Source organism: Streptomyces sp. NBC_01296 (assembly GCF_035984415.1).
In the GTDB taxonomy this organism is placed as follows: Bacteria; Actinomycetota; Actinomycetes; order Streptomycetales; family Streptomycetaceae; genus Streptomyces.
In genome coordinates, this window is record NZ_CP130720.1 from 2,479,012 (window position 1) to 2,500,087 (window position 21,076).

Consider the following 21,076-nt stretch of genomic DNA (forward strand, 5'->3'; position numbering starts at 1 on the left):
ATCGCGTGATGAAAGGCGTGAAACACGTCGAGACTTGCACGACATCACGAACCTGCAGGTCAGGCGCCCTTTGCGATCGGCTCCAGGATTGCCACGCACTCCACGTGGTGCGTCATCGGGAAGAGGTCGAAGACGCGGAGGGTGCGGGGCTTGTAGCCGTTCTCCGCGAAGTAGGCCAGGTCTCGGGCCAGGGCTGCCGGGTCGCAGGCCACGTACGCGATGCGGCGTGCCGAGAGGCCGGCGATGTGGCGGACCGTCTGCTTGCCCGCGCCCGCTCGGGGCGGGTCCAGGACGACCAGGTCGCACTCCGTGATGCCGGTCTTCGGGAGGATCGACTCGACCTTGCCCTGCTCGATGCGGACCCGGGGGAAGTCCGCCAGGTTGTGCCGGGCGTCCTCGACCGCGCGCTTCGTGGACTCGATGCCGAGCACCGCGCCCGTCTCGCCCAGGCGTTCGGCCAGGGCGCCCGCGAAGATGCCGACGCCGCAGTAGAGGTCGAGGGCCATCTCGCCCTTGCGCGGCATCAGGCCCTGCATGACGGCCTTGATCAGGGTGTCCGCGGCCTGCGGGTGGACCTGCCAGAAGCCGCCCATGCCGACGCGGTACGTACGGCCGTCCGCGCGCTCCCGTACGAACGGGCGGCCGTGGACGCGGTGGACGCCGCCGTCCTTCTCTTCGACGCGCAGGACCGAGACCGGCTTGTCGAGCTCGACCAGCGGGAGCCGGCCGCCGGGGCGGGGGGTCAGGACGACCTGGCGGTCCTGGGAACCGGTCGCGGCGATCGCCTCGACCGTGGCCATCTGGGGCCAGTCCTGCTTCTCGATGCCCAGCTCGCTGACGCCCGGCGCCGCGATCATGCAGTGGTCGATCAGCTCGATGTCGTGCGAGCGGTGCTTGCGCAGACCCGCGTTGCCGTCCTCGTCGATGGCGAACTGCACGCGGGTGCGCCACTGCGGCACCTGGCCCGCCGGGAGCTTGTCGCCCTCGGCCGGCATGACCGTACCGTCCCAGCCGGCCTCCTCCGGGGTGAGCCCGGCGAGCCGCTGCAGCTGCTCGGCGACGACCTCGCCCTTGAGCCGGCGCTGGGCGCCCGGCTTGGCGTGCTGCCAGTCGCAGCCGCCGCACTTGCCGGGGCCGGCGTACGGGCACGGGGCCTCGACGCGGTCCTTGGAAGCCTCGAGGACGGTGATCGCGTCGGCGCGCAGGAAGCGGGAGTCCGCTTCGCCCTCCGTGACCTTCGCGATGACCTTCTCGCCGGGCAGCGTGTGGCGGACGAACAGGACCCGCCCGTCGGAGGTCCGGGCGATGCAGATGCCGCCGTGCGCGACGGGGCCGACCTCGACCTCGTACTCCTCCCCGACCAGTGACTGCTTCTCGTTCTGCTCGGTCATGGTGGGGAGACTCCAAAACATAAATGGGAACGGCCGGACGACCGACCCACCAGTTTACGTGGATCTCGTCCGGCCGTTTGACACCCCGATCGCTACTTCCCCGTGCGGTCCTTCGGGCGCGGGGTGTCCACCGGTCCGCGGCGCACCGCGCCCGGGGCGTTCCAGTCCTGCCGCTTCTTCGCCCGCTTCTTCGCGAGCTCCGAGGACTCCAGCTGGTACGGCACCGAGGTGACCATCACGCCGGGGGTGAACAGCAGGCGGCCCTTGAGCCGCAGCGCGCTCTGGTTGTGCAGCAGGTGCTCGTACCAGCGGCCGACGACGTACTCCGGGATGTACACGCTGACGGCATCGCGCGGGTTCTCGGTGCGCAGCCCCTTCACGTACTCGACCACGGGGCGGGTGATCTCCCGGTAGGGCGAGTCGAGGATCTTGAGCGGAACGTTGATGCCGCGCCGCTCCCACTCCTCCTTGAGGGCCTTGGTCTCGGCATCGTCGACGTTGACGCTGAGCGCTTCCAGCCGGTTGGAGTGCAGCAGCTTGGCGTAGGCGAGGGCGCGCAGGGTGGGCTTGTGGAGCTTGGACACCAGGACGACGGAGTGCACCCGCGAGGGCCGCACGTACTCGTCGGGGCGCTCCTCCGCGGCGGCGATCTCGGTGGCGACCCGGTCGTAGTGCCTGCGGATGGCCGTCATCGTGCCGTAGAAGATCACCATGCCGAGCAGGGCGACCCAGGCGCCGTGGGTGAACTTGGTGGCGAGCACGACGACCAGCACCAGGCCGGTGAAGAAGGCGCCGAAAGTGTTGATCGCCCGGGAGCGGATCATGTGACGGCGCTTGGCAGGGTCCGTCTCGGCCTTCAGATGGCGGTTCCAGTGACGGACCATGCCGGTCTGGCTGAGCGTGAAGGATACGAAGACGCCGACGATGTAGAGCTGGATCAGCCTCGTCGAGTCGGCCCCGTAGACCCAGGTGAGCAGGGCGGCCGCGCCGGCGAGCAGCACGATGCCGTTGGAGAAGGCGAGCCGGTCGCCACGGGTGTGCAGCTGGCGCGGCAGGTAGCGGTCCTGGGCGAGGATCGAGCCGAGCAGCGGGAAGCCGTTGTACGCGGTGTTGGCCGCGAGGAACAGCACGAGTGCGGTGGCCGCGGCCAGAAGGATGAAGAAGAACGAGCCGTCGCCGAAGACCGCCTCGGCCACCTGGGAGATGACCGGGTTCTGGACGTATTCGGGGCCGACCGGGATGCCGTTGACCAGCAGGTCCGTGGCGGGTTTCTCGGCCATCCTGACATCGGTGGCCATGGCCAGGCCGATGATGCCGCAGAACATGGTCACGGCCAGGGCGCCCATGAGGGCCAGGGTGGTCGCCGCGTTCTTGCTCTTGGGCTTGCGGAAGGCGGGTACGCCGTTGCTGATCGCCTCGACGCCGGTCAGGGCGGCACAGCCGGAGGAGAAGGCCCGCAGCAGCAGGAAGACCAGGGCGAACCCCGCCAGGCCCTCGTGTTCCGCCTTGATCTCGAAATCGGCGGTCGGGGCCTTCATGGTGTCGCCGAGGACGATGCCGCGCCAGGCACCCCACGCGATCATGATGAATACGCCCACGACGAAGACGTAGGTCGGAATCGCGAAGAGCTTGCCGGATTCCTTCATGCCCCGCAGGTTCATCAGCGTGAGCAGCAGGATCATCCCGACTGCGCAGAGCACCTTGTTCTCGACGACGAAGGGAATGGCCGAGCCCAGGTTCTCGACGCCCGAGGAGATCGACACGGCGACGGTCAGCACGTAGTCGACGAGCAGGGCGCTCGCGACGGTGAGGCCGGCCTTGGGGCCGAGGTTGGTGTTGGCGACCTCGTAGTCGCCGCCGCCGCTGGGGTAGGCGTGAACGTTCTGCCGGTAGGAGGCAACCACGGTGAACATCAGCACGACGACCGCGACGGCGATCCAGGGGCTGAAGCGGTACGCCGACACGCCCGCGATCGAGAGGACCAGCAGGACTTCACCCGGGGCATATGCCACTGAGGAAAGCGGGTCGGACGCGAAGACGGGGAGGGCGATCCGCTTGGGGAGGAGGGTTTCTCCGAGGCGGTCGCTGCGCAGCGCCCGGCCGATCAGGATCCGTTTGGGCACGTCGGTCAGTTTGGACACGCAGAGGATCGTAAGCGTTCGAAATCAGCCTGACGAACCCCCCACCCCCTAAGCCGGTCGATGAGTGCCCGAGTGCACCGCAAGAGCCCCCATGGGTGACCGCCCGTGTGTAGCTTGGGCCATGGTCTGAGACCCTGTGAAGCCAGAGCATGCAATGAGGCTGGGAACCAGCGAGCGCTGACAGCCGGAAGGACGGCCGTGCACATCGTCATTATGGGCTGCGGAAGGGTGGGCTCCGCCCTCGCGCAGACCTTGGAACAGCAGGGGCATACGGTCGCGGTCATCGACCAGGACCCCACCGCATTCCGCCGGCTGGGAGCCGGATTCGGCGGCCGCCGCGTCACCGGGGTCGGCTTCGACCAGGACACGCTGCGCGAGGCCGGGATCGAGGAAGCGGGCGCTTTCGCAGCCGTCAGCAGTGGTGACAATTCCAACATCATCGCTGCCCGCGTGGCGCGCGAGATGTTCGGTGTCGAGAACGTCGCCGCCCGCATCTACGACCCGAAGCGCGCCGAGGTCTACCAGCGCCTGGGCATCCCGACCGTCGCCACCGTGCGGTGGACCGCCGACCAGATGCTGCGCCGGCTGCTGCCGTCCGGGGCCGAGCCGCTGTGGCGCGACCCGAGCGGCGGGGTCCAGCTCGCGGAGGTGCACACCTCCGCCGCCTGGATCGGGCACAAGGTCAGCAAGCTGCAGGACGAGACCGGCGTCCGCGTGGCCTTCCTCACCCGGCTGGGCGAGGCCATGCTGCCGACGTCCCAGACGGTGCTGCAGGAGGGCGACCTCGTCCACGTGATGATGCGTACGGACGAGATCGACAAGGTCGAGGCGGCCTTCACCGAGGGCCCCGAGGAGGCACACGCATGAGGGTCGCGATCGCCGGAGCCGGCGCGGTGGGCCGTTCCATCGCGGGCGAGCTCCTGGAGAACGGGCACGAGGTGCTGCTCGTCGACAAGGCGCCGACCGCCATCTCCGTGGAGCGGGTGCCGCAGGCCGAGTGGCTGCTGGCCGACGCCTGCGAGATCACCTCGCTCGACGAGGCCGCGCTGCAGCGCTGCAACGTCGTCATCGCCGCCACGGGCGACGACAAGGTCAACCTGGTCGTCTCCCTCCTGGCCAAGACCGAGTACGGGGTCCCCCGGGTCGTGGCGCGGGTGAACAACCCGAAGAACGAGTGGCTCTTCAACGAGTCCTGGGGCGTCGACGTCGCGGTCTCCACGCCGCGTCTGATGTCGGCCCTGGTCGAAGAGGCCGTCAGCGTCGGCGACCTGGTGCGGCTGCTCCGCTTCAGCCACGGCGACGCCAACCTCGTCGAGCTGACCCTGCCCGCCGACTCCTCGGTCGCCGGGACCCAGATCAGCGAGATCACCTGGCCCGAGGACACCTCGCTGGTCACGATCATCCGCGGCAACCGGGTCCTGACCCCGCACGCGGAGGAGACCCTCGAGCCGGGCGACGAACTGCTCTTCGTGGCCGCCCAGGCCCGCGAGGAACAGTTGGAGGACCTCCTCCAGGCCCGTCACTGACGGCACGCGACACGACGAAGGGGCGGGCCGACCATCCGATGGTCGGCCCGCCCCTTTCGCGTCATCGTCCGGCAGGCCCGGGCACCCGAGCCCGCCGGCGGGGGGTCAGGCCCCGTGTTCCCGGGCGGCAGCGGCCTTGGCGGCCTCCTCGGCGGCGTCCTTGGCCTCCCACTCCGCGATCACGTCGATCGGCGGCGGGGCCTTCGCCAGGAACACCCACGTGAAGTACACCGCGAGCACCATCGGGGGCAGCTTCAGCGCGATGAGCACCCAGCCCAGCTGCGTCGCGTCCCCCCACCAGTACAGCGGGAAGAGGATCGCGTACTTCGCCAGGAAGATGAGCCCCCAGGCCAGGCTGGCCTTGGTGTACGCCTTCTTCCGCCCGGGGTTGCGGGTGCGCCAGGACAGGTTCTCCTTGAACACCGGGCCCAGGATCACGCCCAGCAGCGGGAACCCGACGAGCGCGGACAGCGTGAAGGCCACGCCCAGCCCGGCGCCGTAGATCATGCCGGGCAGGTAGAAGCCCTTGGCGGTGCCCGTGAACAGGGCGAAGGCCACGCCGACCCCCACGCCGAAGACCCCGCTGAAGGCGTGCTTCACGGTGTCCTTGCGCAGCAGCCGCACGATCACGAGCAGGACCGCGACGGCGCCCGCCGCGATCGCGGACATCTTCACGTCCTTGTTGACCGTGTAGATCATCACGAAGAGCAGCCCGGGGAGCATCGTCTCCACGGTGCCCCGGACGCCGCCGAAGGCGTCGAAGAGCGCCGCCTGGGTCACGGCCTTCTGGTCGGCGGCCGGATCCGGGGACGGCCCGCCTGCGGGGTCCGGGGTGGTCGGTTTGTCGAATGACGTCACCGGTCAGTGCTCCTGTCCGAGCGGTCGGAGTTCGTACTTCGGGTTGAAGAGGACCCGGCGGCCGTGGCTCAGCGAGATCCGCCCTGAGGCGATCATGCGCCGGCCGGGCTCGATTCCCACGATCGAGCGACGCCCGAGCCAGACCACGTCCAGCGCGGCCGAGCCGTCGAAGAGCTCCGCCTCCAGGGCGGGCACTCCCGCGCGCGGCCGGAGGGTGACGGTACGCAGGGTTCCCGTGACCTTGACTATCTGGCGGTCGTGGCAGTCGCAGATCCGCGTGCACCCCGCGGCTTCTGCGTCCTCCTGCAGTTCCGCCGAATGCAGCTCCTCCTGCGAGGTGGACAGCCGCTCTATCATCCGCCGGAACCGGCCCGCCGGCCTGACCGGCTTGGCGGACTTCTCGGGACGCGGTTCAGCACTCATACAGGAAGCGTACCGGCGCCCCCGCTACCTCTCGAAGCGGTATCCCATGCCCGGCTCCGTGATGAAGTGCCGCGGGTGCGAGGGGTCCGCCTCCAGTTTGCGCCGCAGCTGGGCCATGTAGACCCGCAGGTAGTTCGTCTCCGTGCCGTACGAGGGCCCCCAGACCTCCTGGAGCAGCTGCTTCTGGCTGACCAGCTTGCCGCCGTTGCGGACCAGCACCTCGAGCAGGTGCCATTCGGTGGGCGTGAGCCGTACGTCGCGCCCCTCGCGCACGGCCTTCTTCGCGGCGAGGTCCACCGTGAAACCGTCGGTCTCCACGATCACCTCGTCCTCGCCGGCGCCTGCGGAGGGCTCGGCCCGGCGGACGGCGGCGCGCAGCCGCGCCAGCAGCTCGTCCATGCCGAAGGGCTTGGTGACGTAGTCGTCGGCCCCGGCGTCCAGCGCCTCGACCTTCTCGTCGGAGGTGTGCCGGGCCGAGAGGACCAGGATCGGCACCCTGGTCCAGCCGCGCAGGCCCTTGATCACCTCGATGCCGTCCATGTCGGGCAGGCCGAGGTCGAGGACGACCACGTCGGGGTGGCGGGCGGCCGCGAGCTCCAGGGCGCCGGCCCCGTCCGCCGCGGCGTCGACCTCGTACTTGCGTGCCTTCAGATTGATCACGAGGGCTCGGACGATCTGCGGCTCGTCGTCCACCACGAGCACCCGGGTCATTGAGGTCCTGCTTTCTGTCGTATCGGGTCGAGATCCATGAGGTCGGTGGCAGGTGCCCCGTCGTCCGCCGCGCCGTGTGCCGGTCCACTGTCGCGTGTCACGGCGCGCAGCGTCAGCACCATCGTGAGGCCGCCGCCCGGGGTGTCCTCGGCCGTCAGGGTGCCGTCCATGGCCTCGGCGAAGCCCCGGGCCACCGCGAGGCCGAGGCCCACCCCGGCGCCGCGCGGTGCGTCCCCGTGCCGCTGGAAGGGGGCGAAGATGCGGTCCTTGGCCTCGTCGGGCACCCCGGGCCCGCGGTCCACGACGCGCACCTCGACCCGGTCGCCGAGGAAGCTGCCCGCGACGACCACCGGCTCCCCGGCCGGGCTGTACTTGACGGCGTTCTCCACCACGTTGGCGACGGTCCGCTCCAGCAGCCCCGGATCCACCGCCACCATCGGCAGCGTCTCCGGGACGTCCAGCACCACGCTGTCCTCCGGTACGCCGCCCAGCGCCATCGGGACCACCTCGTCGAGGTCGATCTCCCGGATCAGCGGGGTCACGGTGCCGGTCTGCAGTCGGGACATGTCGAGCAGGTTGCCCACCAGGTGGTCGAGCCGGTCGGCGCCGTCCTCGATGCCCTCGAGGAGCTCGGCCCGGTCCTCCTCGGACCAGTCCACGTCGTCGGAGCGCAGGGAGGACACCGAGGCCTTGATGGAGGCCAGCGGTGTACGCAGGTCGTGGCTGACGGCGGCCAGCAGCGCGGTCCGGATCCGGTTGCCCTCCGCCAGCCGGCGGGCCTCCTCGGCCTCCCCGACCAGCCGCTGCCGGTCCAGGACCACGGCGGCCTGGGCCGCGAACGCGCCGAGCACCCGGCGGTCCTCGGCGGGCAGCACCCGGCCGGACAGGGCCAGCGCCATGTGGTCCCCGATGGGCATGTCCACATCGGCGTCCTCGGGGCGGCCGGCCGGGCTCGGGCCGACGCTGCCGGCGGGCTTCCAGGGCTCGACGTCGCTCGCGCGCTCCAGCAGGGCCACGGATTCCATGGCGAAGGTCTCGCGCACCCGCTCCAGCAGGGCGTCCAGCGTGGTCTCGCCGCGCAGGACGCTGCCGGCCAGGAAGGAGAGGATCTCGGACTCGGCCCGCAGCCGGGCGGCCTGGTGGGTGCGCCGCGCGGCCAGGTCCACCACCGAGGCCACGGAGACGGCCACCCCGAAGAAGACGGCGATGGCCACGATGTTCTTGGGGTCGGAGATGGTGAGGCGGTGCACGGGCGGGGCGAAGAAGTAGTTCAGCAGCAGCGAGCCGAAGGCGGCCGAGGCCAGCGCCGGCCAGAGCCCGCCCAGCAGCGCGGCGGCCACGGTCAGCGAGAGGAACAGCAGCATCTCGTTGGCCAGGCCCGGGTCGGCGTTCACGTGCGTGAGGAGCACGGCCAGCAGGGCGGGGAGGACCATCCCGACGACCCAGCCCGCGATGATCCGGGTCCGTCCGAGCCGGGCCGCCGAGCGGACCACGGGCAGGCCGCGGCCCCGGGCGACCTCCTCGTGCGTGACGATGTGCACGTCGAGGTCGGGCCCCGAGTCGCGGGCCACGGTGGCGCCGACACCAGGGCCGAAGACGTACTGCCAGGCCTTGCGGCGGCTGGAGCCGAGCACGATCTGGGTGGCGTTGACCCCGCGGGCGAAGGCGAGCAGGGCGTCGGGGATGTCGTCGCCGATCACATGGTGAAACGTTCCGCCAAGATCCTCGACCAGCGTCCGCTGGACCGCCAGCTCCTTCGGCGAGGCCGCGGTCAGCCCGTCGCTGCGGGCGATGTAGACGGCAAGGATCTCGCTGCCGGAGCCCTTGGCCGCCATCCGGGAGGCGCGGCGGATGAGCGTACGGCCCTCGGGCCCGCCCGTGAGCCCGACGACGATCCGCTCGCGGGCCTGCCAGGTGGAGCGGATGTCGTGTTCGCCCCGGTACTGCTGAAGGTACTCGTCCACCCGGTCGGCCACCCACAGCAGCGCGAGCTCGCGCAGGGCGGTGAGGTTGCCGGGCCGGAAGTAGTTCGACAGGGCCGCGTCGACCTTGTCGGACTGGTAGATGTTCCCGTGCGCCATGCGCCGGCGCAGTGCCTGCGGGGACATGTCGACGAGCTCGATCTGGTCGGCGCGCCGCACCACCTCGTCCGGCACGGTCTCGCGCTGCCGCACGCCGGTGATGGACTCCACCACGTCGCCGAGCGACTCCAGGTGCTGGATGTTGACCGTGGTGACGACGTCGACGCCCGCCTGCAGCAGCTCCTCGACGTCCTGCCAGCGCTTCGCGTTGCGCGAGCCGGGCACGTTGGTGTGCGCGAGCTCGTCCACGAGGGCGACCGCGGGCCGGCGCGCCAGTACGGCGTCCACGTCCATCTCGGTGAAGGCGGCGCCCCGGTACGAGAGCTCCCCCCGCGGCAGCTGTTCGAGCCCGTGCAGCATCACCTCGGTGCGCGGCCGCCCGTGGTGCTCGACGAAGCCGACGACGCAGTCGCCGCCCCGCTCCACCCGGCGATGACCCTCGGAGAGCATCGCGTACGTCTTGCCCACACCGGGCGCCGCGCCGAGGTAGATCCGTAGCCTGCCGCGTCCCATGCGCCCATTCTCCGGGACGTTTCCGCCGATCACGCACTTTTCCCGGCCGTCCGCCGATCCCTGACGGATCTCTGACACCCCGCGGGTACGACAGCGGGCCGTACCCCCGAAGGAGTACGGCCCGCGGCCTGAAACAGTCGCCGAGCAGGCGTCGCCGGAGATCCGCCGGTCAGCGGACCTCGGTGATCGTCGGGCCCTGCTCCAGCTGGCCCATGCCGCCGGAGAAGCGGGAGCCCTCCTGGTCCTCGGTCTGCACGCCGTCCGGCACCATCTGGGCGTCGTTCGGCAGCTTCAGCACGATCGGGTCGCGCGGAGCCATCGGGCCGTCGCCGCGCACGATGACGGTCTCCCGGAAGATCTGCTCGAGCACGCCCGCCGACTCGGGGCGCACCGCGCCCTGGCCGGAGATGACGCCCCGCAGGAACCAGCGCGGGCCGTCGACGCCGACGAAGCGGACCAGCTGGGCGCCGGTCTGGCCGTCGGGCATGGGTACGGGCACCTGGGCGCGCAGCTCCCAGCCCAGCGGACCCTCGACCTCGTCGATGATGCCGCCCTGCTGGGTGATGCCCGTGGCGATCTCGTCGCGGACCTCGCCCCAGATGCCTTCCTTCTTGGGCGCCGCGAAGGCCTGCAGCTGCACGGCGCTGTCGCCGAGGACGACCGTCGCGGCGACGATCGCGTCACCGGCGACCTCGACGCGCAGTTCCATGCCCTCGACACCCGGTACGAGAATGCCGCCCAGGTCGACGCGACCCTCCTCCGGTGCACCGGGCACCTCGGAGACGTCCCAGGGGCCGTCGGGCCGCGGGGCGGGCGGCAGATTCACCCTGCGGGGCGCGGAGTCCTGCTCCTCGCCGCCGTCCTGTTCATCGGCAGCCACGCCGTCCACGACCTGCTCGGCCGCGCCGCCGTCCTTGGCGGAGTCGTTCTTCTTGCGACGTCCGAACACGTCACTGTCCTTCCCGGTCGGATACGACCGAAGCGTAGCCATTCCCACCCTGCTGACCAGCGCCGGATCCGGCCACGGCCGCATGACCGCCGGTGGAGCCGAAACCCCCCTCGGCCCGGGCCGAGCCGGGAAGTTCCGCCACCTCGTGGAAGCGCACCTTCTCGACCCTCTGGACAACCAGCTGGGCAATGCGGTCGAAGCGCTCGAACCGGACGCTCTCGCGCGGGTCGAGATTGACCACGATCACCTTGATCTCCCCACGGTACCCGGCATCCACCGTCCCGGGGGCATTCACGAGCGCGAGCCCGCAGCGGGCGGCCAGGCCCGAGCGCGGGTGCACGAAGGCGGCGTACCCGTCGGGCAGGGCGATGGACACGCCCGTGGGCAGTACGGTGCGCTCGCCGGGCTCCAGCACGGCCGCCTCGGTGGTCACCAGGTCGCAGCCGGCGTCGCCGGGGTGGCCGTACGCGGGCAGGGGCACCTCGGGGTCGACGCGGCGGATCAGCACGTCGACGGGCGCGGGGTTGTTGTCAGACATCAGGGGTTCACCTCGAAGGCGCGTGCGCGCCTGACCTGGTCCGGGTCGGACATCGCCGCCCGGATCTCCTCGGGCCGACCGTTGTCGATGAAGTGGTCGACCTTCACCTCGATGAAGAGCGCGTCTGCGCGCACGGCGACCAGGCCCTCGGGCCCGCCTATCCGGCCGACCGCGGTGGAGTAGATCTTGCGCCCGGCGACGGCGGTCACCTCGGCCTCCAGGTACAGCACGGTGTCCACGGGCACCGGCCGCACGAAGTCCGTCTCCAGCCGTCCCGTCACCGCGATGACGCGCAGCAGCCAGTTCAGGGAGCCCAGCGTCTCGTCGAGCGCGGTGGCGAGCACGCCGCCGTGGGCGAGGCCGGGAGCGCCCTGATGGGCGGGCTTGACGGTGAACTCGGCGGTGACCCGCACACCCTCACCCGCACGGGCCTCCAGGTGGAGTCCGTGGGGCTGGCCCTCGCCGCAGCCGAAGCAGTGCTCGTAGTGCGCACCGAGCAGCTCGCCGGGTGCCGGGGCATCGGGGTGCCGGACCGGCGCGGCGGCATCGGCCGGGGGCGTCAACGCTGTGTTTCGTCCACTCACAGCCGCAGACCTTACCCGCGCCGCTACCCGCGGGTCGCCTCGTGGCAGGCTTGGTGCCATGCAGCTCTCCCCCGCGCACCACGACGAACGTCTGACCGCCCCCCGCTCGTGGTGGGCCATCGCCGTACTCATCGGCCTCGCGTGCGCGTTGATGCTGCTGCCGCTGGGCACGCTGCCGCTGCTGGCCGGGCTGGTCGGGGGCACCGCGCTGGCGGGGATGCTGGTGAGTTCGTACGGCTCCGCGCGCGTGCGCGTGGTGAACGGTGCGCTGGCCGCCGGTGACGCGCGGATCCCGGTGGCGGCCCTGGGCGAGCCCGAGGTGCTCGAGCCGGAGGAGGCGCGCGCCTGGCGCACGTACAAGGCGGACACCCGCGCCTTCATGCTGCTGCGCAGCTACGTCCCGACGGCGGTGCGCATCCCGATCACCGACCCCGAGGACCCGACCCCGTACGCGTACGTCTCCACCCGCGAGCCGCAGGCCCTGGTCAAGGCGATCCGGTCGGCCAAGGGCTGATCGGCCGGGGGCCGGGGACGGGGCCGGGGGCCCGGCGGGAGGCCGCAGCGCGGGTCAGACCGGGGGCGGGTCGTCCGCCGGACCTTCCAGGACGGCTCTGACAGCCTCGGGAAGGGGCTCGGAGGGCTGCTCAAGGGGCGGGAGCTGCGGCAGCGAGTCCCACGCCACCGCCCGGCTCCGCAGGTCGGCACGGACCTTCTCGGCGAGTTTGAGGGTGTCCCGGCGGTTCATGACCGCGCCGACGGCGGCGCCCACCATGAACGGCAGCAGCATCGGCAGGTTGCGGAACGTCCGCTTCACGATCTGTTGGCGCAGTTCGCGCTTCATCTGACCGCCGAGCGCGATGTTCAGCGTCGTCGGCTGCGTCAGGTCCACCCCGCGCTCCTCCGTCCACGACGTCACGTAGGCGAGGCTGCGGTCCTTGAGGTTGCCGGGGGCCCGCAGGCCGTACACCTCGTGGAGCTCCGCGATGAGCTTCAGCTCGATCAGTGCGACCCCGGTGACCTCCGCGGCCAGCTCGGCCGGCATCGCGGGCGGCACCGGCAGCATGGCCGCGGCTCCGACGCCCGCGCCCACGGTGGAGGTGCCGTACGAGGCGCCCGCGATCAGCTTGTCGGCAAGCTGATCGGGACCGAGGCCCGGGAACTGCGCGCGCAGGGTCGCGAGGTCCCGAACCGGAACGCGCGGTGCGTTCTCGATGATGCGGTCCGCGATGTGCAGGACGGCGGCCCTGGCATGTTCGCCGCCCTTGCGCACACCACTCTTGACCGCTTGCAGCCGACGAGCCCCGGACCTGCGCCGGGCCGCCTCGTCGGACTCTGTGGCCGACGGCACCGCCATGGCGGTGCCGGAGGACACGTCGGCTACGCCGGGGGCTCCTGGGCCCGTTTCCGGGCCCGTGGCTCCCGCCTGCGTCTCCGCCGGATCACCAGCTTTCCGGAAGCGCAGCTTCCGAAACGGTGTCGAGCCGGTCACGGCCGACGCCTCTCAGTCGCAGTCGCGGCAGATCGGCTGACCGTTCTTCTCTCGTGCCAGCTGGCTGCGGTGGTGCACCAGGAAGCAGCTCATGCAGGTGAACTCATCGGCCTGCTTGGGCAGCACCCGGACGGCCAGTTCCTCGTTGGAGAGGTCCGCGCCGGGGAGCTCCATGCCCTCCGCCGCGTCGAAGTCGTCGACATCGACGTTCGAGGACGACTTCTCGTTACGCCGGGCCTTCAGCTCTTCAATGCTGTCGTTGTCGACGTCGTCGTCGGTCTTGCGTGGGGTGTCGTAGTCCGTTGCCATTTTTCGCTCTCCCCCTCTGGGATTTAGCGGTGTCTCAGCGCACGTAACGCGCGAGAGGCCGGACTTGTGCCCGACCTGAGGCGGAGATTTTGCCTCACATCAAGGTCTGTTACTCAATCGACACCCAGCCGCACACCTGAAGGAGCGATTGGCTGGGATGACGACCGGGACCGTACACGGTCCGGGGGCCGTCTTGCACAAACGCCACCCCGTGTATTTCCCGCCGTTCGAGGGGCGGGAAACCCGGACTTCCCGGGCTTTCCGGCCCCCTTCGGGGTCACTGAACGCACATGACCCCACACTCGACAATGTGATCGATCACACAGCCACCACACTCCCACCCTTCGGTCATTCAGCCAACAGCGAACATGTGACGAGGTGGCTCAGAGGGGCAAAGTGACACGCATCACGAGGCCACCGCCCTCGCGGGGCGTCGCGGAGATCCGTCCGCCGTGTGCGCGCGCGACAGAGCGCGCGATCGACAGACCGAGCCCCACACCCTTGTCGCTGCCCGTGCGCTCCGTACGCAGCCGCCTGAAGGGCTCGAAGAGGTTGTCCACCTCGTACGCGGGAACCACGGGACCCGTGTTCGAGACCACGAGGACCGCCTGACCGTGCTGGGACTCCGTCGTGACCTCGACCCAGCCGTCCTCCGGCACGTTGTACCGGACGGCGTTCTGCACCAGGTTGAGCGCGATCCGCTCCAGCAGGACGCCGTTGCCCTGGACCACGGCCGGCGCCCGCTCGCCGCGGATCTCCACGCCCTTCACCGCCGCCTCCCCGCGCGCCTGGTCGATGGCGCGCGAGGCGACCTCCGCCAGGTCCACGGGCTTGCGCTCGACTATCTGGTTGTCGCTGCGTGCCAGCAGCAACAGGCCCTCGACCAGCTGCTCGCTGCGCTCGTTGGTGGCCAGCAGCGTCTTGCCCAGCTGCTGGAGCTCCACCGGAGCACCCGGGTCCGACAGGTGCACCTCCAGCAGCGTCCGGTTGATCGCCAGCGGGGTGCGCAGCTCGTGCGAGGCGTTCGCGACGAACCGCTGCTGGGCCGTGAAGGCCCGCTCCAGCCGGTCGAGCATCTCGTCGAAGGTGTCGGCGAGCTCCTTGAGCTCGTCGTCCGGCCCGTCCAACTCGATCCGCCGGGTCAGGTCGGAGCCGACCACCCGGCGGGCGGTCCGGGTGATCTTGCCCAGCGGCGAGAGCACCCGGCCGGCCATCGCGTAGCCGAAGGCGAAGGCGATGATGCTTAGGCCGAGCAGGGCCATCAGCGACCGGCTGAGCAGGTCGTCCAGCGCGTGCCGGCGCTCGTCCAGGATGCAGGCGTTGATCGCGGCGTTGAACTGGTCGGGGTTCTGACCCGTACCAACAATGCCGGGACAGCTGCTGGTGACCCGGATGTCAGTGCCGCCGAGGATCTTGAACGCCGGTCCGTTGCCCTCGCGCAGCGCCTGCGCCGCCAGCAGGTAGATGATCGACAGCAGCAGGATGCCGGCGATCAGGAACATGCCGCCGTACAGCAGCGTGAGGCGTATGCGGATGGTCGGCCGCAGCCAAGGGAAGGGACCCTCGGGCTGGCCGGGGTCCCAGGTCGGTCTCGGCGGCACCGTCGGTGGTGCCGGGGTCGCCGCCACCCGCGTCAGATCCGGTATCCGGAGCCAGGCACGGTCACGATGACCGGCGGCTCCCCGAGCTTGCGCCGCAGGGTCATGACCGTGACCCGCACCACGTTCGTGAAGGGGTCGGTGTTCTCGTCCCATGCCTTCTCCAGCAGCTGCTCGGCGGAGACGACGGTCCCTTCGCTCCGCATGAGAACCTCCAGCACCGCGAACTCCTTGGGCGCCAGCTGTACCTCCCTGCCCTCACGAAACACCTCCCGCCGGTTCGGGTCCAGCTTGATGCCGGCCCGTTCCAGTACGGGGGGCAGGGCCACGGTGGTGCGCCGCCCCAGGGCGCGCACGCGGGCGGTCAGCTCGCTGAACGCGAAGGGCTTGGGCAGGTAGTCGTCCGCGCCCAGTTCCAGGCCCTCCACCCGGTCGCTCACGTCTCCGGACGCCGTCAGCATCAGCACGCGGGTGGGCATGCCGAGCTCGACGATCTTCCGGCAGACGTCGTCGCCGTGCACGAGCGGGAGGTCCCGGTCGAGCACGACCACGTCGTAGTCGTTCACCCCGACGCGCTCCAGGGCCGCGGCGCCGTCGTACACGACGTCCACGGCCATGGCCTCCCGGCGCAGCCCGGTGGCCACCGCATCGGCGAGCAGCTGCTCGTCCTCGACGACGAGTACGCGCACGTCGTTTCCTTCCATCGAGCCCTGAGGGCACACGTGTATTGCGTCGTCCATCCTGCACGTTTCGGCCGTAAACCGGCTGTAAGGCGTCGCTCGGGGGCCTGCCCGGGCCGGAAGTGTGGATTCCCTCGTCTCTCGAGGTTTCTGGGCCCAGGGTGCCGGGGAGGACGTGAGCACACCCCAACCACTCCCTGACGGCGGACTGCCACGTGCCGCCGCCGACCCACGAAGAGGGGGCGAACCCACCATGGACGCATTCACCGCGGGTCTCCTGCAGCGCATCCGGGCCACGCAGTCGGACCTCAATCAGGCCCGTGAGACGGGCGACGACTTCCTCGTGGAAGTGGAGCAGGCGGAATTGGAAGATCTCCAGCGCCTCGCAGCCGAACACGGAGTTCCCGTCTCCGCCTGCTGACTCACCTCCCTGACCCCGCCAGTCCGACCCGAACCCCGGCGACCGTACGCGGCAGCCGGGGTTCCCTCATGCCCGGGCCCGGCCGTACGGGCCCAGCCGTACGAACCGGCCGTACGGGCACCGCGGCGGCCGGGCCGGGGCCGGCGAGGGCCTCAGTCGTGCCAGGCCCCGGCCTCTTCCAGCAGGGGCTGCAGCGACGCGAACACCGCCGGGGTGGCGGCGAGCGCCAGCTCCCCCGAGGCCGGCCTGCCGGGCCGCCCGCCCGTGAGCGCCCCGGCCTCCCGGGCGATCAGCTCGCCCGCGGCCAGGTCCCAGGGGTTGAGCCCCCGCTCGTAGTACGCGTCCAGCCGCCCTGCGGCCACGTCGCTGAGGTCCAGCGCGGCCGATCCGCCCCGCCGGATGTCCCGCACCTTCGGGATCACCCGCTGCGCGACGTCCGCCTGCTGCTCCTTGCGCGCCTGGAGGTACGCGAACCCGGTCGCGACCAGCGCCTGGTCCAGCGGGGCGGCCGCCCGGCACGCGAGGCGGGCCTCCCCCAGCCAGGCCCCGCCCCCGAGCACCGCGCGGTACGTCTCGCCCCGCATCGGGGCCGCCACCACCCCGACGACGGTCGCGCCCTCGTACTCGGCGGCGATCGACACGCTCCAGCTCGGCAGCCCGTACAGGTAGTTGACGGTGCCGTCCAGCGGGTCCACGATCCACCGCACGCCGCTCGTCCCGGGGCTGTCCGCGCCCTCCTCGCCGAGCAGCCCGTCCTCGGGCCGCCGCCGCGCGAGGATGCCGGTGATCAGCTTCTCCGCCGCGATGTCCATCTCGGTCACCACGTCGATCGGGCTGCTCTTCGTCGCCGCCACCGCGAGATCGGCCGGCCGGCCGTCCCGCAGCAGCTCCCCGGCCTGCCGCGCGGCGTCCAGCCCCACGTCCAGCAGTTCGGCCTTCAGCTCTTCGGAAATCACGCTCGCCCTTTCCTAGTACGGGCTGTCGATGCCCGCGGCTGCCGGCCGGGGGCTGCGCGCCGGGCAGCAGCCCACCGCGCACAGATCGTGGCTGGGCCCGAGCAGCCCGAGCGCGCACCGCTCCGCCGGCTCGCCCCGCTCCGCGGCGGCGCGCTCCAGCACCAGTTCCCGGACCGCCGCCGCGAACCGCGGGTCGGCCCCGACCGTCGCGGACCGGGCGACCGGGAGCCCGAGCTCCGCCGCCTTCGCCGTGGCCTCCGTGTCGAGGTCGTACAGGACCTCCATGTGGTCCGAGACGAACCCGATCGGGACCATCACCACCGCGGGCGCCCCGGCGCCGTGCAGGGCCTCCAGGTGGTCGCAGATGTCCGGCTCCAGCCACGGGATGTGCGGGGCGCCGCTGCGCGACTGGTAGACGAGCTCCCAGGGCAGCTCCGCGCCCGTCTCGGCCCGTACCGCGTCCGCGATCAGCTGCGCGACGTCCAGGTGCTGCTTGACGTAGGCCCCGCCCGCGCCGCCGGCGGTGTGCTCCTCGACCGGGCCGGAGGTGTCGGCGGCCGCGGTGGGGATCGAATGCGTGGTGAAGGCCAGGTGCGCGCCGGCGCGCACCTCCTGCGGCAGCGACTCCAGCGCGGCGAGCACCCCGTCGATCATCGGCTGTACGAAGCCCGGGTGGTTGAAGTAGTGCCGCAGCTTGTCGACCTTCGGCAGCTCGGCGACGCCCTCCTCGGCCAGTGTCGCCAGCGCGTCCGCGAGGTTCTCGCGGTACTGCCGGCAGCCCGAGTACGAGGCGTACGCGCTGGTCGCGAGCACCGCGATCCGGCGGCGCCCGTCGGCGGCCATCTCCCGCAGCACGTCGGTGAGGTACGGGGCCCAGTTCCGGTTGCCCCAGTACACGGGCAGGTCCAGTCCGTGGTCGGCGAAGTCCTTGCGCAGGGCGTCCAGCAGCTCGCGGTTCTGCCCGTTGATCGGGCTGATCCCGCCGAAGCCGAAGTAGTGCTGCCCGACCTCCTTGAGCCGCTCGCGCGGGATGCCGCGCCCGCGCGTGACGTTCTCCAGGAACGGCACGACGTCGTCGGGCCCCTCGGGGCCGCCGAAGGAGAGCAGCAGGAGGGCGTCGTAGGGGCCGGCGAGGCCTTCGGCCGATGCCGAGGCGGCGGCGCGGAGCTGGTCTGACATGGCTCGAATCCTGCCACCCGGCGTCCGCGCCGGGGAAACGGCCCGGCCACGCGTCTCGCACCGCGAAATAGGTAAGGTGACCCTAAGTTTTTATGTTCGAATCTTCCCCGTGCGGGTGCCCTGTCGGCGGTCGTAACCTGTATGGGCCAATGACGTCCCTTACGGAGAGACCTTGCCCAGTCCCTACCGCGCGATCTTCGCAGCGCCCGGCACCAAGGCCTTCAGCGCCGCCGGCCTCATAGGCCGGCTGCCGATCTCCATGGTGGGCGTCGGCATCCTCACGATGATCTCCGAGATCACCGGGCGCTACGCGATGGCCAGCGCCCTCACCGGCACCCTGGCCCTGGCCGCCGCATTCATCGGCCCGCAGGTGTCCCGGCTGGTGGACCAGTACGGGCAGCGGCGGGTGCTGCGCCCCGCGACCCTGATCTCCGTCGCCTCCGTCATCGCCCTGGTGCTGGCCGCGGCGAACGGACTCCCCGACTGGACCCTCTTCGTCTTCGCGGCCGTCGCGGGCTGCGTGCCGAGCGTCGGCTCGATGGTCCGCGCCCGCTGGACCGTGCTCTACCACGACGCGCCGCGCGAACTGCACACCGCGTACTCCTTCGAGTCCGTGGTGGACGAGGTCTGCTTCATCTTCGGCCCGATCCTGGCCATCGGGCTGTCCACCACCTGGTTCCCCGAAGCCGGGCCGGTGATCGCGGCCGGCTGCCTGCTGGTCGGCGTCTGGCTGCTCACCGCGCAGCGCGCCACCGAGCCGCCGCCGCACCCGCACAGCGAGGACGGCGACCGGACCTCCGCCCTGCGCTCCCCCGGCCTGCAGGTGTTGACGGCCACGTTCGTGGCGACCGGCGCGATCTTCGGATCCATCGACGTGTCCACCCTTGCCTTCGCCGAGGAGCAGGGCCAGAAGTCCGCCGCCAGTTTCATCCTGGCCATCTGGGCGGCCGGATCCTGTCTGGCCGGCATCGTCTTCGGCCTGCTCCATCTCAAGGGCCGGACCGAACGCAGGTGGGTACTGGGCATCTGTGCGATGGCCGTGAGTATGATCCCCCTCCTACTGGCCGGGAACCTTCCGTTTCTGGCCGTGGCGCTCTTCGTCTCGGGCCTCGCCATCGCTCCCACGATGATCACCACGATGGCCCTGATCGAGGCGCACGTACCACGCGCGAAGCTCACCGAGGGCATGACGTGGATCACCACCGGCCTCGCCGTCGGTGTCGCGGTCGGCTCCTCCGTGACCGGTCTGGTCATCGACGCGGCCGGGGCGCAGCGCGGGTTCGTCGTCTCGATCTCGGCGGGGACCGCCGCGGCGGCGGTGGCGTTCGCGGGTTACCGCCGGCTGACGAGGCCGGCGCAAGGGGAGGAGCCCTCTAGCGATGGGGACGGCGACAGCAGCAGGGAAGAACGGGCCGGCGACAGCGGGCGCGTGGCATAACTGGGCGGGCAACGTCACGGCGGCACCCGCCCGGGTGGTGACCCCGGCCTCGGTCGGGGAGCTTCAGGAGGCGGTCCGCCGGGCCGCCGAGGACGGGCTGAAGGTGAAGGCGGTCGGCACCGGCCACTCGTTCACCGCGGCCGCCGCCACCGACGGGGTGCTCGTACGCCCGCAGGCGCTGGCCGGGATCCGGGAGATCGACCGGACCGCCGGCACCGTGACGGTGGCCGCGGGCACGGTGCTCAAGGACCTGAACCAGGCCCTGGCCCGGGAGGGCCTGTCGCTCACCAACATGGGCGACATCATGGAGCAGACGGTCTCCGGCGCCACCAGCACCGGAACCCACGGCACCGGCCGGGACTCCGCCTCCATCGCCGCCCAGATCCGCGGCATGGAGCTGGTCACGGCGGACGGGCGGGTGCTCACCTGCTCCGAGAAGGAGAATCCGGAGGTCTTCGCGGCCGCCCGGATCGGCATCGGAGCCCTCGGCATCGTCACCGCGATCACCTTCGCGGTGGAGCCGATCTTCTTCCTGACCGCCCGTGAGGAGCCCATGGGCTTCGACCGGGTGACCGCCGAGTTCGATCAGCACTTCGCGGAGAACGAGCACTTCGAGTTCTACTGGTTCCCGCACACCGGCAACTGCAACACCAAGCGCAACAACCGCAGCCAGGGCCCCGCCGCCCCGCCCGGAGCGGTGAGCGCCTGGGTCGAGGACGAGCTGCTGTCCAACGGCGTCTTCCAGGCCGTGAACTCGCTGGGCCGCGCGGTCCCGGCGGCCATCCCGTCCATCGCCCGGATCGCCAGCCGCGCCCTGTCCGCGCGCACCTACACGGACATCCCGTACAAGGTGTTCACCAGCCCGCGCCGGGTGCGCTTCGTGGAGATGGAGTACGCACTCCCGCGCGAGCAGGTCGTCGAGGCGCTGCGGGAGCTCAAGACGACGGTCGACCGCTCCGGGCTGCGGATCAGCTTCCCGGTGGAGGTGCGGACCGCCCCGGCGGACGACATCGCGCTGTCGACGGCCTCGGGGCGGGAGACCGCGTACATCGCGGTGCACATGTACAAGGGCACGCCGTACCAGGCCTACTTCACGGCCGCCGAGCGGATCTTCACCGCGCACGGCGGACGGCCGCACTGGGGCAAGGTGCACACGCGGGACGCGGAGTACTTCGCCCGGGTCTACCCGCGCTTCGGCGAGTTCACCGCGCTGCGGGACCGGCTGGACCCGGAGCGTTTGTTCGGGAACGACTACCTGCGGCGGGTGCTGGGCGAATAGCCCCCGCCCGGC

21 protein-coding genes are annotated in these 21,076 nt (G+C 71.1%); 6 read left to right on the forward strand and 15 right to left on the reverse strand.

Features of this window, described 5'->3' with window-relative positions; translation table 11 throughout:
• Positions 1-59: 59 nt before the first annotated feature.
• Positions 60-1,391 (reverse strand): class I SAM-dependent RNA methyltransferase, encoded by a 1,332-nt coding sequence (locus tag OG299_RS11240; RefSeq protein WP_327361417.1) that lies wholly within the window; start codon positions 1,389-1,391, stop codon positions 60-62.
• Between the two features lie 92 nt (positions 1,392-1,483).
• Positions 1,484-3,532 (reverse strand): APC family permease, encoded by a 2,049-nt coding sequence (locus tag OG299_RS11245; protein ID WP_266634001.1) that lies wholly within the window; start codon positions 3,530-3,532, stop codon positions 1,484-1,486.
• A gap of 198 nt (positions 3,533-3,730) precedes the next feature.
• Here OG299_RS11245 and OG299_RS11250 point away from each other — a divergent pair, with 198 nt between their 5' ends.
• Positions 3,731-4,399 carry a potassium channel family protein gene (locus tag OG299_RS11250; RefSeq protein ID WP_266662847.1) on the forward strand — a complete coding sequence of 223 codons (669 nt, stop codon included), beginning with the start codon at positions 3,731-3,733 and terminating at the stop codon, positions 4,397-4,399.
• The gene (locus OG299_RS11255; protein WP_053691455.1) at positions 4,396-5,058 is read left to right on the forward strand and encodes a potassium channel family protein; all 663 of its coding nucleotides are present in this window, start codon (positions 4,396-4,398) and stop codon (positions 5,056-5,058) included. Before OG299_RS11250 ends, OG299_RS11255 begins: the two co-directional genes overlap by 4 nt.
• A gap of 105 nt (positions 5,059-5,163) precedes the next feature.
• Here the strand turns inward: OG299_RS11255 and OG299_RS11260 are convergent, their stop codons facing one another.
• From OG299_RS11260 to OG299_RS11290, 7 genes are all read right to left on the reverse strand, one after another.
• Positions 5,164-5,916 carry a DUF3159 domain-containing protein gene (locus OG299_RS11260; protein ID WP_327361418.1) on the reverse strand — a complete coding sequence of 251 codons (753 nt, stop codon included), beginning with the start codon at positions 5,914-5,916 and terminating at the stop codon, positions 5,164-5,166.
• A 3-nt stretch (positions 5,917-5,919) separates the two neighbouring features.
• Entirely contained in the window at positions 5,920-6,339 is a 420-nt protein-coding gene (locus OG299_RS11265) for an OB-fold nucleic acid binding domain-containing protein (protein ID WP_266633991.1), read from the reverse strand.
• A 24-nt stretch (positions 6,340-6,363) separates the two neighbouring features.
• On the reverse strand, positions 6,364-7,050 hold the full coding sequence (locus tag OG299_RS11270; protein ID WP_266662855.1) for a response regulator: 687 nt from the start codon (positions 7,048-7,050) through the stop codon (positions 6,364-6,366).
• Positions 7,047-9,644, reverse strand: a complete 2,598-nt coding sequence (locus OG299_RS11275) for a DUF4118 domain-containing protein (RefSeq protein ID WP_266633987.1) — start codon at positions 9,642-9,644, stop codon at positions 7,047-7,049. The genes OG299_RS11270 and OG299_RS11275 overlap by 4 nt, the downstream gene beginning before the upstream one ends.
• A gap of 169 nt (positions 9,645-9,813) precedes the next feature.
• Entirely contained in the window at positions 9,814-10,593 is a 780-nt protein-coding gene (locus tag OG299_RS11280) for a DUF3710 domain-containing protein (protein WP_266633985.1), read from the reverse strand.
• 1 nt (position 10,594) lies between these two features.
• Positions 10,595-11,131 carry a dUTP diphosphatase gene (gene dut, locus OG299_RS11285; protein ID WP_266633983.1) on the reverse strand — a complete coding sequence of 179 codons (537 nt, stop codon included), beginning with the start codon at positions 11,129-11,131 and terminating at the stop codon, positions 10,595-10,597.
• Entirely contained in the window at positions 11,131-11,715 is a 585-nt protein-coding gene (locus OG299_RS11290; protein WP_327361419.1) for a PaaI family thioesterase, read from the reverse strand. The genes dut and OG299_RS11290 overlap by 1 nt, the downstream gene beginning before the upstream one ends.
• Before the next feature lie 58 nt (positions 11,716-11,773).
• Between OG299_RS11290 and OG299_RS11295 the strand changes: the two genes are divergently transcribed.
• Positions 11,774-12,229 carry a DUF3093 domain-containing protein gene (locus OG299_RS11295; protein ID WP_266633979.1) on the forward strand — a complete coding sequence of 152 codons (456 nt, stop codon included), beginning with the start codon at positions 11,774-11,776 and terminating at the stop codon, positions 12,227-12,229.
• A gap of 54 nt (positions 12,230-12,283) precedes the next feature.
• Here the strand turns inward: OG299_RS11295 and OG299_RS11300 are convergent, their stop codons facing one another.
• The 4 genes from OG299_RS11300 to OG299_RS11315 all read right to left on the reverse strand — a co-directional run bounded on the left by OG299_RS11300 (position 12,284) and on the right by OG299_RS11315 (position 15,800).
• Complete coding sequence (locus OG299_RS11300; protein ID WP_266633977.1) at positions 12,284-13,204, reverse strand: hypothetical protein; 921 nt, start codon at positions 13,202-13,204, stop codon at positions 12,284-12,286.
• A gap of 12 nt (positions 13,205-13,216) precedes the next feature.
• Entirely contained in the window at positions 13,217-13,513 is a 297-nt protein-coding gene (locus OG299_RS11305; protein ID WP_053676268.1) for a DUF4193 domain-containing protein, read from the reverse strand.
• A gap of 383 nt (positions 13,514-13,896) precedes the next feature.
• Positions 13,897-15,141, reverse strand: coding sequence for a sensor histidine kinase (locus OG299_RS11310; RefSeq protein WP_266633973.1), 1,245 nt, complete (start codon positions 15,139-15,141; stop codon positions 13,897-13,899).
• A 5-nt stretch (positions 15,142-15,146) separates the two neighbouring features.
• Entirely contained in the window at positions 15,147-15,800 is a 654-nt protein-coding gene (locus tag OG299_RS11315; RefSeq protein ID WP_030154340.1) for a response regulator transcription factor, read from the reverse strand.
• Between the two features lie 244 nt (positions 15,801-16,044).
• Here OG299_RS11315 and OG299_RS11320 point away from each other — a divergent pair, with 244 nt between their 5' ends.
• Positions 16,045-16,212, forward strand: a complete 168-nt coding sequence (locus tag OG299_RS11320) for a hypothetical protein (RefSeq protein ID WP_199920421.1) — start codon at positions 16,045-16,047, stop codon at positions 16,210-16,212.
• Between the two features lie 152 nt (positions 16,213-16,364).
• Here OG299_RS11320 and OG299_RS11325 read toward each other — a convergent pair whose 3' ends face one another.
• A complete protein-coding gene (locus tag OG299_RS11325) occupies positions 16,365-17,168 on the reverse strand; it encodes an inositol monophosphatase family protein (RefSeq protein WP_405700557.1) in 804 nt (267 codons plus the stop codon).
• Between the two features lie 12 nt (positions 17,169-17,180).
• Positions 17,181-18,347 (reverse strand): ferrochelatase, encoded by a 1,167-nt coding sequence (locus OG299_RS11330; RefSeq protein ID WP_327361420.1) that lies wholly within the window; start codon positions 18,345-18,347, stop codon positions 17,181-17,183.
• A gap of 172 nt (positions 18,348-18,519) precedes the next feature.
• On the opposite strand from OG299_RS11330, the gene OG299_RS11335 reads away from it, so the two are divergent.
• Positions 18,520-19,785 (forward strand): MFS transporter, encoded by a 1,266-nt coding sequence (locus OG299_RS11335; RefSeq protein ID WP_327361421.1) that lies wholly within the window; start codon positions 18,520-18,522, stop codon positions 19,783-19,785.
• Entirely contained in the window at positions 19,727-21,064 is a 1,338-nt protein-coding gene (locus OG299_RS11340) for a D-arabinono-1,4-lactone oxidase (RefSeq protein ID WP_266633962.1), read from the forward strand. The genes OG299_RS11335 and OG299_RS11340 overlap by 59 nt, the downstream gene beginning before the upstream one ends.
• Positions 21,065-21,076: the final 12 nt, after the last annotated feature.